Source organism: Muricoprocola aceti (genome assembly GCF_025567005.1).
In the GTDB taxonomy this organism is placed as follows: domain Bacteria; phylum Bacillota; class Clostridia; order Lachnospirales; family Lachnospiraceae; genus Marvinbryantia; species Marvinbryantia aceti.
Genome location: NZ_JAOQKE010000003.1, coordinates 139829 through 153283, shown reverse-complemented (window position 1 = coordinate 153283; position 13455 = coordinate 139829). Strand labels below are relative to the sequence as shown.

12 protein-coding genes are annotated in these 13455 nt (G+C 44.6%); 2 read left to right on the top strand and 10 right to left on the bottom strand.

Annotated features, from left to right (window positions below):
* The first annotated feature begins 281 nt into the window (after positions 1-281).
* Entirely contained in the window at positions 282-869 is a 588-nt protein-coding gene (locus tag OCV47_RS04555) for a GNAT family N-acetyltransferase (protein ID WP_262654088.1), read from the top strand.
* 107 nt (positions 870-976) lie between these two features.
* On the opposite strand, the gene OCV47_RS04550 is transcribed toward OCV47_RS04555, so the two are convergent.
* From OCV47_RS04550 to OCV47_RS04535, 4 genes are all read right to left on the bottom strand, one after another.
* Positions 977-2005 carry an aldo/keto reductase gene (locus OCV47_RS04550; RefSeq protein ID WP_262654087.1) on the bottom strand — a complete coding sequence of 343 codons (1029 nt, stop codon included), beginning with the start codon at positions 2003-2005 and terminating at the stop codon, positions 977-979.
* 30 nt (positions 2006-2035) lie between these two features.
* The gene (locus tag OCV47_RS04545) at positions 2036-3124 is read right to left on the bottom strand and encodes a M20 metallopeptidase family protein (protein WP_262654085.1); all 1089 of its coding nucleotides are present in this window, start codon (positions 3122-3124) and stop codon (positions 2036-2038) included.
* 183 nt (positions 3125-3307) lie between these two features.
* On the bottom strand, positions 3308-3811 hold the full coding sequence (locus OCV47_RS04540; RefSeq protein WP_256301237.1) for an L-rhamnose mutarotase: 504 nt from the start codon (positions 3809-3811) through the stop codon (positions 3308-3310).
* A gap of 195 nt (positions 3812-4006) precedes the next feature.
* Entirely contained in the window at positions 4007-4264 is a 258-nt protein-coding gene (locus OCV47_RS04535) for a kinase to dihydroxyacetone kinase (protein ID WP_262654084.1), read from the bottom strand.
* 117 nt (positions 4265-4381) lie between these two features.
* Between OCV47_RS04535 and OCV47_RS04530 the strand changes: the two genes are divergently transcribed.
* Positions 4382-5182 (top strand): MBL fold metallo-hydrolase, encoded by an 801-nt coding sequence (locus OCV47_RS04530; protein ID WP_262654083.1) that lies wholly within the window; start codon positions 4382-4384, stop codon positions 5180-5182.
* A gap of 99 nt (positions 5183-5281) precedes the next feature.
* Here the strand turns inward: OCV47_RS04530 and OCV47_RS04525 are convergent, their stop codons facing one another.
* The 6 genes from OCV47_RS04525 to OCV47_RS04500 form a co-directional block, all read right to left on the bottom strand.
* Positions 5282-7471, bottom strand: a complete 2190-nt coding sequence (locus tag OCV47_RS04525; RefSeq protein ID WP_262654082.1) for an alpha-galactosidase — start codon at positions 7469-7471, stop codon at positions 5282-5284.
* Positions 7455-8561, bottom strand: coding sequence for an ABC transporter ATP-binding protein (locus OCV47_RS04520; protein ID WP_262654079.1), 1107 nt, complete (start codon positions 8559-8561; stop codon positions 7455-7457). Before OCV47_RS04520 ends, OCV47_RS04525 begins: the two co-directional genes overlap by 17 nt.
* Positions 8558-9568: a FecCD family ABC transporter permease gene (locus OCV47_RS04515; RefSeq protein ID WP_262654077.1), complete on the bottom strand. Its 1011-nt coding sequence runs from the start codon at positions 9566-9568 to the stop codon at positions 8558-8560. Before OCV47_RS04515 ends, OCV47_RS04520 begins: the two co-directional genes overlap by 4 nt.
* 18 nt (positions 9569-9586) lie before the next feature.
* Complete coding sequence (locus OCV47_RS15985; RefSeq protein ID WP_416888005.1) at positions 9587-10660, bottom strand: ABC transporter substrate-binding protein; 1074 nt, start codon at positions 10658-10660, stop codon at positions 9587-9589.
* A 583-nt stretch (positions 10661-11243) separates the two neighbouring features.
* Entirely contained in the window at positions 11244-12797 is a 1554-nt protein-coding gene (locus tag OCV47_RS04505; protein ID WP_262654075.1) for a PucR family transcriptional regulator, read from the bottom strand.
* Positions 12794-13453: a cobalamin B12-binding domain-containing protein gene (locus tag OCV47_RS04500; RefSeq protein WP_262654074.1), complete on the bottom strand. Its 660-nt coding sequence runs from the start codon at positions 13451-13453 to the stop codon at positions 12794-12796. Before OCV47_RS04500 ends, OCV47_RS04505 begins: the two co-directional genes overlap by 4 nt.
* Positions 13454-13455 lie beyond the last annotated feature (2 nt).

Below are 13455 nucleotides of genomic sequence, written 5' to 3'. Positions count from 1 at the left end.
TACTTCTGTCAATACATTATTTACTTTTCGTATATTTGCAATAGTTTTACATTTGTTTTGTTATAAATAATGCACAATAAAAATGTGATTTTCAAATATGTAACCGTTTCCTTTACATGTAATAACTATTTACAGATAACATATACAGTTTCTTCTAACATAATCTGTTCATCCTGCCTTCTTTATTGACATCTATTACACTCGTCCTATAATAGTAGACAGATAAACGCTTTGCAGAGCACAAGGTTACACACATATTTGACTCAAGCAGGAGGTTTTCCATGAATACAACAACTATTACCATCCGCACCGCCACCCCGGCTGATGCCCCTGCATTACTTGCCATTTATGCCCCTTATATTACGGATACCGCAGTGTCTTTTGAATATGATGTCCCGTCTGTTGAAGAATTCGCGGACCGCATCCGGGGGACTTTAAAAAAATATCCTTATCTGGTTGCCGAAGTAAATGGACAGATCGTCGGCTACTGCTATGTAGGGATTCTGCATGGCCGTCAGGCCTATGACTGGTCGGTGGAGACTTCCATCTATATAAATCAGAATTGTAAGAGAATGGGCATTGGACGTAAGCTCCATGATGCTCTGGAGCAGGCATTGTCTGCTATGGGTATATTGAATCTATACGCCTGTATTGCTTTTCCGATTGGTAAAGATCCTTACCTGACGGAAGACAGCGTACATTTTCATGAGTATCTGGGATATACACATACCGCTCATTTTCATAAATGCGGATACAAATTTAACCGCTGGTATGATATCGTTTGGATGGAAAAAACGATTGGGGAACATAAAGAAAAGCAACCGGAGGTAAAAGCATTTTCAGAAATAGAAGAAACTTTGAATCTGTAATTTTGATTCCCGGCGCACATTTAAAAATCATGCTCTACAGAATGGAATTCCTGTAAAGCATGATTTTTTTAGCTGTTCAGTATCTTCACAGATACGATTTTCATATTTTACTGTACCTTCACTTCTCCAGCCAGCACTTTCTTGTAATCTTCATAATTTTTCTTTAACAGCTCTGGAGTGTTCAGCTCATATGGACACTTCTTTTTGCATTTGCCGCAATGCAGACACCCTTCGATCTTGCGCATCTCTTCCTGCATGGCAGGTGTCAGCCAGTTCTTGGATGGTGCACGGCGGAGCATCAGTGACATTCTTGCACAGTTGTTGATCTGGATGCCTGCCGGACATGGCATACAATATCCACAGCCGCGGCAGAAATCACCATTCAGCTCTTTCTGTTCTTTTTCGATGTATGCTGTCAGTTCCGGCGTCATGGATGGAGTCTGTTCCATATAGCTCAGCCATTCTTCCAGCTCCGTTTCTTTCTGGATTCCCCAGATCGGAAGGGCATTGTCATACTGAGTCATATAAGCCATTGCCGCTTCGGAACGGTTGATCAGTCCTCCCGCCAGCCCTTTCATAGCGATGAATCCCATATTCTTTTCTTTGCACGCTCTTACCAGATTCTGCTCTCTTTCAGAAGAGAGATAGCTGAATGGATACTGAAGTGTCTCATACAGGCCGCTTTCAATAATCTCTTCTGCTACTCCCAGCTTATGCGCCGTAATACCAATATGACGGATTTTCCCTTCTTCTTTGGCCTTTACCAGACACTCATACATGCCTGTACCATCTCCAGGGCGATAGCACTGTGGTACACAGTGAAGCTGGTAAATGTCAATATAATCTGTACGCAGGTTCTTCAGGGATGTTTCCAGATCCTTCCAGAATTCTTCCGGGGTCTTAGCCGCTGTCTTCGTGGCAATGTACACCTTTTCTCTCATACCATCAAAGGCTTCTCCTACTTTTACCTCACTGTCACTGTAAGCTCTTGCAGTGTCAAAGAAACGCATGCCTCCTTCATAAGCTCTGCGCAGCAGTTTCACTGCATAGTCCTGACAGACACGCTGAATCGGCAGCGCACCGAATGCATTCTGTGGAACAGTAATGCCTGTTTTTCCTAATGTAACCTGATTCATTTTTTTCCTCCTCACCTTTTCATTCTCTTTTTATGATAATACACTTCTTTCCTCTATCGCAAGTGTGAAAAATAACATGATTGCATCTTCTATGATCTCATCCGGGAACTCATACTCTGCTGTATGCAGCTGTGGATACTCTTCTCCATCTCCCATTCCGAAAAAGGCGCCCTTGCATTCTCTCAGATAATATCCGAAATCTTCAGACCAGCGCATGGGCTCCGAAAGTTCCATTGTCTGAAGCCCCAGTTTCTGCGCTGCCCCTCTTACCTTTTCCACCTCTTTAGCGTGATTCTCTGTAGCAGGAAAACGCTCAATCTCTTCCATCTCAAGAGTGAATCCACCTTTCCTCGCCATGCCCTCTGCCATCTTACGTATCTCTTTCAGGTAACTCTCAAATTCTGCTTCCTTTTCTGCCCGAACCGTAAAGCGCACTTCTCCTTCTGACGCAGACATGCCGTAACTGTTACTGCCAATCTCCACGCCAATTACCGTCATGCGGACGATTTTCCCCTGCCTCTGGAATTCTCTGGTAATATTTTCCACCTCCAAAATCAGACGTGCCAGTGTCTCAGATGGATTCCTTCCATTTTCCGGATAGGCTGCATGAGTTGGGCTTCCTGTCATATGAATCCGAAGCCCTGTAGATGCACAGGCAAAGGTACCCTTCCGAAGCAGAATCGCACCTTTTGCATATCCAGGAATGTTGTGCAGACCATAAACTTCTGCAATTCCTTTTTCTTTGATCAAAGTACTGCAAATGGCTCCACCTTCACCAGTTTCTTCTCCCGGCTGGAAAATCAGATATACATCCCGGTTCGTAGTTTTTCCAGTTAGCTTTTTCCCTGTCATGGCCAGAATTGTACTATGCCCGTCATGTCCGCAAAAATGTCCTACTGTTTTTCCATCCAGACTGACCGCATCCATATCTGCCCGAAAAGCAATCGCTCCCTGTGCAGTCTTATTCACTCCCTTCTTCCAGGCATAGAACCAACTGCCGCAGTCCACAATCTTCAAGTCTGTCTCTGCTTGCAAGAACTCTATCAGTGTCTTTTTTGTCTTCTTTTCCTGCATGGAAGGTTCCGGTATGTTATGTAACTGTTGTCTTAAATTTTTCATGGCCGACTCCTTTCCCCATTCTCATTTGTACACTGTTCCCATTATATCACAAAAGAAGCTGCTGCATCTTAGATGTTCTCCATCTACTTTGCAACAGCTCCCTGCCGTTCACACTTTGCGTAACTCCCCATTGTCAGCCCCTGTGTGTCATATGATTACTTGCATATGGTTACTTGCATATCCTTAGATATGAATAGAATCACTCCAGTCATCTTCATCATAAGCAAGATCCACTTCTTCACGGCCTCCATTTTTCGTATATCCGCCAAGCATTGCATGATAATACTCTTCCTGAGCAATCTCTTCCATATCATCATCTGGCATCGGACTCTCCAAAAGTGCTCCACCAATTCTCTGCAATGGCGCCCACCAGTTGGTTGTCAGCAGCTCATCTGCCGGTACATCTCTTCTTCTTTTCGGAATCAGGAAATCCTTCATCTCCGGATGTTCCATCATCATCACCATATCGCCGTGGAAATCCTTTCCCACATATTCAAAACTCATGAGAATCATATCATTCAGATAAAAATAGAACTGCTTTCTCATGCCGTGCATCCACATGATCTGCTGAATCTTCTCAGGTGGATTCAGATGAGTCTTCAGATATTCCTCTCTCTCTTCCGGCACTACATAAATGATCTCTTCTACTCTGCGTGCCTGTTTCTTTTTCTTTTTTACATTCTCCATTACAACATTCCCCCTGCGTTGTTTTTGCATGGTCTTATTATAATGAAATTCTGGTGCTTTTTCAAGAAAAACATCGCATTTTTTGTTTATTTTTAATATTTTTCTATCGTTTTTATATATTTTTTTGTGCAATATATGTATTATGTATGACAGTTTTAAATTCTTTCCATCACTCTGTACGAAGCCGGTTCACAATTAGCCTTTCAGTCCACGTGCCTGTCTGCCCATGTCCTCTACAACGATATCATAGATTTCTCCAAGACTCGCACAATACTCCAGCACCTGCCACGGTTCATTAGTATGAAAATGAATCTTAATCAGCTCTTCATCTCCAACCGCCAGCAGACAATCTCCCTTAAAATGCTCTGTAAAATATTCACTGATTTCATCCTCATCCAGATTCTCACCTTCAATTAAAAGTTGTGTATCATATCGAAATTCAATTGGTTCCACTGTCTGTTCCTCCCTGTTGTTTATTTGAGGTTATTATACACTAACTCCAAATGACTGTACAGCTTAGAATTTATCTGCTAAAATAATTTTCACTATAAATGAAAAGAGGTCCATAACATGAAACTTACGATTTTAGGCACTGGGAACGCTATGGTCACCAAATGCTATAACACCTGTTTCGCCATTGAAAAAGACGGTCATTATTTTCTGGTTGATGGTGGTGGCGGCAATACCATTATGAAACAGCTGAAAGGTGCGGATATTGACTGGCGGGAGATCACTGATGTTTTCGTTACCCACAAGCATGTGGATCACATCATGGGGATTATCTGGATTATGCGTCTCTTCGGACAAAATATTGCCGAAAAGGGACTGGAACGTGAGCTGAACATCTATGGTCATGAAGAGGTCATTCATATTCTTCATTCTATGGCTGAACTGCTTCTTCAGAAGAAACATTGTGATGCCATTGGAAAACAGATTCATATGATCAAAGTGAAAGATGGCGAAAGCAGGCAGATTCTTGGTCAGAAAGTGACCTTTTTCGACATCCAGTCCACCAAAGCAAAACAGTTTGGTTTTTCCATGGATCTGGGTGATGATGAAAAACTCACCTGCTGCGGTGATGAACCATTTAATCCTTGTGAAGAAAAATACGCCAAAGACAGCAAGTGGCTGCTTCACGAGGCATTTTGTCTCTATGGGCAGGCTGACAAATATCAGCCATATAAGAAGCATCATTCTACGGTAAAGGATGCCTGTGAACTGGCAGAATCCCTGCACATAAAAAATCTGATCTTATATCATACAGAAGATGCCACACTGGAGCATCGGAAGGAGCTGTACACAGAAGAAGGCTCCATGTATTACCATGGAACCCTCTATGTACCAGATGATCTGGACGAGTTTGAATTATGATAAGCCAGTGTGCTATGTGCCGGTGGCACATGTTTAGCACCGACCGGAGTGAAACGGAGATGTGAGAGTACGAAGTACGGAGCAATCCGTATGGCATTATTATAACCTGACCACATGATATAACTTACTCCAGTAATCTCCCTTCAGCGGTGGAATGAGGATGCCAGCCTGCATCAGCATTTCGCCGCTGTATACTTTTCCGGTCTCTTCCAGCACATATTGTGCTTCCGGGATCAGGTTCTTCCAGCGAATCCTCCGGCTCTTCACATTTGGACGTGCCAGCACCTGTACATAAGTCAGCAGTGCTTCACTCTTTTCTTTGTCTGTCACCTGCCAGCAGTCATAAAAATGATTTTCTCGCCAGGACGCAATTCGGTCATAATCACCTTCTCGAATCAGCTCATTGTACTTATGATACATCGCTGTCTGTTCCGGTATCTGTGCCCTGTCAGCTTCAGAGATTCTGGTGATATCCAGTTCATAGCCAAATGTTCCAGCCAGCGCAATGTGCCCTCTGGTCTGAAATGGTACTGTTCTCCCGGTAATGTGGTTCGGGCAGTCACTGACATGTGCCCCCATGGCAGACAACGGGTACAGCATTGCCGTTCCCTCCTGAATGGAAAGGCGCTCGATCGTATCAGTATCGTCAGAGCACCAGATCTGAGGACTGTAATACAGCATACCCGGATCAAATCTTGCACCTCCTGAGGAACAGTTTTCTAACAATAAATCGGGGAACTCTGTTACCAGACGTTCCTGCATCTGATAGACAGCCAGCATATAACGGTGCATCAGTTCCCCCTGACATTCTGCCGTCAGGCCATAACTTCCAATATCCGTCAGCTGCCGGTTCATATCCCATTTTACATAATCGATACCGGTCTCCCGTAGAATCTTTGCCACGCTTTCATAAATATAATCCGCCACTTCCGACCTGGTCAGATCCAGCACATACTGTGCTCTGCTCATCAATGGCTCTCTTCCAGGGATCTGAATGGCCCAGTCCGGGTGCTTTCGGAAAAGCTCAGAATCCGGTGACACCATTTCCGGTTCAAACCAGATACCGAACTTCATGTCCAGTGCTTTTACCCGGTCAACCAGTACTTTCAGGCCTCCCTGCAGCTTTTCTTCGTTCACAATCCAGTCCCCAAGAGAGCTGTCATCATTGTTTCTTTTTCCGAACCAGCCATCATCCATTACCAGCATCTCAATGCCAGACTTTTTCGCTTCTCTGGCAATATCCAGGAGCTTTTCTGTATCAAAGTTAAAATAAGTTGCTTCCCAGTTATTAATCAGAATCGGGCGGCTCTCATGAAGATATTTGCTGCGAATCAAATGTTTACGATAGAGGTCATGGAAAGTCTTTGTCATCTTTCCGATTCCTGCATCAGAATAAACCATCACCACTTCTGGTGCCTGAAATGTCTCCTGTGGATTCAGTTTCCAAGAAAATCCTTCTGGATGAATTCCCATTACCATGCGAACAGTATCGAATTCTGTCACTTCCGCCTGCGCCATAAAGTTTCCGGAATACACAAAATGCATCGCATAGACTTCACCCATATCCTGATTGGTTCCAGGTGTCACCAACGCCAGAAATGGATGTTCCTGATGACTGCTCTCTCCTCTCCAGGAGCCAATCTGATGTCTTCCTCTGGGAAGCGGTGTTCTCTCAATCTGCCGTTCCCTTGCCCAGGCCCCGGTCAGTGTCATCATCTCAAAACCTTCGTTATCCATATCCAGACATGCGCTCAATACTTTTTCCAGATACAATGGCGCCGTTCCTGCATTGATAATCTGCACGCTTCGGGCTATGACATCCACATCTTCAAAAACAGAAAAACAAAGTACTGCTTCCAGATCCAGGAGTTCATCTTTCAGGGTGATCTCCAGTGTCTCACATTCTTCTTCAGATCCGAATGTTGCAGGAAGACCTGCCAACGATTTCTTGCCATGAAAAATCTCATGTTTTTCGTAATGGAGCTCACATCCCCGATGCCCCGCTTCTGTCCGCACAGCCAGAGCTGTCTCACGGTAATCTCCCAGTCCGGCTGTCGGATATTCCTGTGGAAAACACCCGATAAAAGAAGCCTTTTCCCGTACATTTGTCTCCGGCGTAAAAGGCGGTTCTTCTGTCCTCAGCAGATAAGATGCTGACAGGTCTGTCATTCTTTTTCCATAATAGATATGTCCAAGATACTGACCATCTTCCGTCAGTCCACAAAGATATGTGGTATGCTTTGTATGAAGTCCAAAAACTTTCTGGTCTTCTTCATACACAATTCCCATTTTTTTCCGCCTCCTCCTGCAACAGTCTGTTCTTTTCATTGATGGTGCCATATTCTTTCAGGCAGCAAACTACCTTTTTACAGCGATGCATCAATGCTCTCGCCCGGTCCAGCGTACTGTCACTGATTTCGCAAAATGCCTTCTCCGTTACTACCTCTACCGCCAGTGCTTTTGCCACCTGGCAGTCAATATCATTTTCATGCAGCACACCGGCTGCAAATGGAATGCCTTTTCGCTGCAGCTTACGAAATACCGGTATGCCACTGCCATTTCCCGCAATGACAAATACCTCCGGTTCTCCCCGTGCCGGTTCCAGCTCCAGACAGCCAAAGTCTGCATTATAGCTGCCCTTCGTCACTCCATACAGTGTCTTAATATAATCAGACGTAAAGATCTCTTCCGGTGCTCCGTAACGCTCAATCTTATTGCCGTGCACACAGATTACCTGATCAGATATTTTCTGTGCCAGATCCAGTTCATGCAAAGACATGATCACCGCCACATTCCGTTGTCTGACCATATCCTTCAGAATCGTCAGCAGTTCCAGCTTATGTCGAATATCCAGGAAAGAAGTCGGCTCATCCAAAATAATAATCTCTGGCTCCTGACAGATGGCTCTGGCCAGCAGAATTCTCTGCCGTTGACCATCACTGATTTCAGAGAAATCGCAATCTGCCAGTTCTTCCGCATGTACCAGCTTCATAGCTTCCTGCACTTTCTGATGATCCTCTTCGCTTAAAATACCAAGACGCCCGGTATAAGGATAACGTCCGGTATTTACCACATCCTCACAGGTCATCAGCTCTGGCCGGATACGCTCCGTCAGCACCACTGCCATCTTCTTTGCGGTATCCTTTTCCGTCATTTCACGGATTGACTGCCGATCAATATACACGGTTCCGGCAATCAGCGTCAGTTGTCTGGTAATACTTTTTAAAATGGTGGATTTGCCGGCGCCATTTGGTCCGATCAGCGTCAGAATCTCTCCTTTTTTCAGCCGGATCTCAATATCTCTGATCAACGGTTCACCATTATAACCCACCGTCATTTTATCTGTATATACAAAATAATCTTTTTTCTCATCCATCATCGCTGTTTCCTCACCATCATATAGATCACAACCGGTGCTCCAAATATCGCTGTCACGGAACTGATAGACAGCTCTGTCGGTGCAAATACCGTTCTTGCGATCAGATCACAGAACAGGCAGAATACTGCACCTCCCAGGAAACATCCAGGTATAATCAAAATTGGTTTTGCCGTCTTCATCAGTGACTTAATCAGATGAGGAACTGCAATTCCCACAAAGGAAATAGGACCTGCAAAGGCTGTTACCGTTGCGGACAGCACGCTGGACAGCAAAATAAGGCTGATACGAAATGCTTTGATATTCACTCCCATATTCTGTGCATAGTTTTCCCCCAGCTGATAGGCGCTCATTGGCTTGGACATAAGAAAAGCCAGGGCAAGTGAAATCAATACCACTACCGTACAAACCTGTACATTCCCCCAGGTTGTACCGGAAAAACTTCCCAGTGACCAGTTATGCAGGTTCACAATATTGGAATCATCGGCAAAGGTTACTACAAAATCAGTCACCGCCGAGCAAATATATCCAATCATAACACCACAGATAACCAGCATGGACATTCTCTTTACTTTTCTGGAAACCAGCAAGATAAAGCCCATGGATATCATAGATCCCACAAAAGCAGCCAGAATCATCACCAGGGAACTGGACGCAATCTCACGGCTGAGAAGAAAAATCATCACCAGAGATACCACCAGCTTTGCACCGGATGAAATTCCCAATACAAATGGTCCGGCAATGGGATTTCCAAAAAACGTCTGCAGGAGAAATCCGGAAACGGATAAAGCCCCTCCCAGCAGCAGTGCCGCCAGAATACGGGGCAGACGAATCTGCCAGACAATATTGTAAGCCGTCTGCTCACCTGTCTTTTTCACTATGATATCAAAGATTTCTTTTACCGACATCTGTACACTGCCTGCGTTGATATTCCAGAAAAACAGCATCAACAGTAAAACAATTAATATCACAAACGATACCGCATATCGAATCTGTGCTTTTTTCTTCATGCGTCAGCTTCCTTCTTTCTACTTCGTATCCGTCAGCCGATACATATAAGTCAGCTGTGACAGATCTGGATCATCACTTGTCAACATCGTATGCATATCAGAAATCATGGTAGCAATACCTGTCGTTTCCTGGAAAAGGCTTTTTTCTGTACACCAGACATTTCCTTCTTTCACGGCTTTAAAATCTGCCAGCAGACTGCTCTTCTCCAGTAATTCATCCAGAGAATGCAATTCACTCTCTATGGCACTGTTGTAAATAATATAATCTGCATCACAGGCGCCTGCGTAAAAGTCTTCCATCTGCATATTCATGGTGGAAAGCGCATTATCATTCCCCAGATTCTGGAAAATATAACGACCTCCTGCCAGTTCAATCATTTTGGAGATATAGTCTCCGGTTTTTCGCACTGTCACATATCCATTGGAGTTAATCGAGAAAAAGGCAATCGTTTTCTCTGTATTTTCTGCTCCCAGGACATCCGTCAGCATATCCGTCTGACTTTGAAAGTACGCATCAGCCTCTTCCTCTTTATCCAGAAGTACTGCATACAGCTTCAGCCACTCCATGCGTCCCAGTGGATCACTTTCATAGCTGGAATGCTCTACCAGCACCGGAATGCCAAATTCTTCCAGCTTCTCCCGTACATCAGGAGAATGATAGATCATGGTTGATTCTATCGCAAGATCGCAGCCATTTGCCAGAATCAGTTCATAATCTGGTGCACTGTATTTTCCTGCATATTGTATATTGCCATTTTCCATAGCTTCTTTTGCTTCCTCAATATACCAGCCATTCGCATCAGTTCCTGACAATGTGATATTTTCAATGCCACCAATGGCGCGGAACAGATCCATAGAAGAAGTCGCTACCAGATAGATATGATCCAATGGCTGCTGCAAGACTTTGATCTCTTTATCCAGCCCTTCCGGCGCCTCTTTTCCTTCCGGCACGACCAGATAAGACCCTTCCTGCGCAATCGTAATCACTGCATAGTCATCCTGATAGTAATCCACTGCAAACTGTGTGGCATACTCCAGTTCCATACTATGATCATACGTCAGCCCCGGGATCTCCAGTATCTCATGCTCCAGCCCGGTTCCGGTGCTTTTGACACCGTCGGTGTTTTCCGTTGTTTCATCAGGTACGGTGGTATCTGCCTCTGTTACAGCTTCTGACTCTTTTGTCTGTCCATCCCAGCTTTTCAACGTGGCGGAATCCAGAACGATCTCATAATCAATCTCATGTGGCTCACTCATGGCAACCGTATCAGCAGTCACCGGAACACCAGCATCAAATCCGGCCATCGGGATCGTAAACTGTGAATTTCCTTCCGTATTTTCCGGTTCGTATTTTTCCCCATCCACAATCATATAATCATAATAAGGACTGCTGAATTCAATCCTGGCTGTCATCTGTCCATCTTTTACTGTTAGCTCCACCGGTGAGGAAATCGTAGCTCTTCCGCTTCCTCCTTCCAGAGTTCCATCCGCAATATAGGTACCATCTTCCAGCCCCAGCTGCTGTACAGTTACCATACTGCTTACTTCCTCTGTCTCAGCTGTCTGGCTTTCTTCTGCTGTTGCAGCCTGTGGCAGACTTCCTGCAAGCATCACGGCGGCTGCTATCATTACTTTTCTACTCCATCTTTTCATACTGTCCTCCTATGCCTCTTTTCTATCCTTCTTTTTCTTCCTGCTCCAGAAGACGCAGCGAGAGATTTAAATAAAAGATCTCATCCGGATCCTCCAGACTGGACTGGAGCACTGCTTTTATCTTTTCCAGACGATACAGGAATGTACTACGGTGAATAAACATCTCATTTGCTGTCTGCGTAGCATTCAGGTTCTGTTCCAGATAGGTGCGCAGCGTCAGCATATATTCAGAATGGTGTATCTCATCCAGCTTCTTCAGTTCCAGGAGACGTTCATGGCACAACATGGAAGCTGGCAGTCTCTTGGTCGTCTGCTCCATAATATATGTCAGTACGATCTGATCAAACTTGTGAATCCATACATATGGCTTTTTCCTGCCACCTACATCCAGAGCAATCTTAGCCTGCAGATACTGCCTGCGCAGATTCATGTGTCCTTCCATCGTTCTGCTGTATCCTGCCTTCAGATAACTGTCACGAATAAAATAGATCAATGATGCTTCTACTTCCTCTTCTGTCTGATCAGTCCTGGTCAGATTAAAAAAGCAGACGATCTCCTGATGTACCTGAAAACTGGTAGAATGTGGAAACTGCTTTTTGATATATTTGCAGATGGTTCCAGCTGTATGTTCTTTATCCCCTCTGGCAGTCTGAAGCACAAGGCAAAAATATTCATGCCGGCTGCTCCATCCAAGAGCTGCCAGCCGATTACTCATTGTCAGGTAATCTGCCGTGCGGTCTGTCACAATTGTACGACATACATCATCCAGATCATCCTTTTCCTGAAAAGATGGTTCATGAAGTAAAATATACTCCAGGTAAGACGCAAGTGCCGCAAGAAGACATTTATCTCCTTCTGACAGCTTATTATGAGATTCCAGAACTGCCACTCGATGTGTTACTTCTCCCTTTGTCCACAGATTCATACTGATCATTCTGCATCCGTTAATAAAAGCCGGAAGCAGTATTGGCTTCTCTGCTGTCAGTGACTTCTTATAGCTTTCGTCCTGGATAAATGCATTCATATATTCCAGATTCACGATCTGATCAGTAAAGAGCTGATTTTCTTTTGCGATCGCTCCGATTCTGCCTTCCGCAGTCAGTGTAAAATCCATTCCCATTACGACCAGGGGATTTCCCAGCATCTCTGCTGATAACTTTAACGCACGCTGAATTGATCCACTCTGCAGTACCAGTGTATTCAACTGGTCTATCCAGTCATCGCACCGGTCAAAGATACGCTGAAGTGTATTTAATACATCAATGGCAGGAATTGTCTCATTCAAACGAATGTAGGGACTTTTCGGTGCCTGAATCTGTCGATCCTCAAACTTCCATTCCGTCAGAATCAGCAGAACATCATCCAGCTCCTTTAAGATCTGCATTCCTTTTTCATTTTTCTGAAGCTGTTTCAGATAGGCTCCCGTCATTACACAGACTCTTTCCCGGGGCACGCCTGCTCCGGATGTCAGGAAAAATGGCCGAAAATATTCATCCTCACCGGAAATATGATCCTGCGAGACGATCTCATAACGTTCTCTTAATCTGTCTGCCAGATAAGCACTTGATAATTTCACTTTTTCGCCACCTCCGACTGCTTCTCTATCAACTCTTTTGCCAGACTGGCACAATCTGCTGCGGTCTCTGTATAGGCGTCTGCTCCCATCTGTTCTGCCAGCTCTCTGGTCACAGCACCTCCGCCTACCAGAATCTTATACGTTCTTTTTGTATTGCGCCGCAGACTCTTTACTACCTGTGCCATCTCTGGTATGGATGTATTCAGAAGCGATGACAGACATACTATTGATACATCAGGATTCTCCCGGATTGCTTTCAGAAACTGCTTTTCTGAAATATCTACTCCAAGGTCAATCACCTCAAAACCCACACTGCGAAACATCAATGCTACAAGGTTCTTCCCCACATCATGGAGATCTCCTTCTACAGTTCCCAGTATCACTTTGCCAATTCGTGGCTGCTGACTCAGACGGTCATCCTGTTCAATCAGTTCAAAACCCTTTCGGATGCATCTGGCTGCTGCCAGAATCCTTGGAATATCACTGTCTCCGTTTTTAAAGAATTCGCTCATATCTTTCATTGCAGACAGCATTCCATCATCTACAATCTCTTTTGCCGTAACTCCTGAAGCAAGGGCAGTATTCACCAGTTCCGTTGTCTCCTGCGGATGTCCGTCTTTTATTGCTGTTCGAATCTGTTCTAAAATCTCTTTCATTT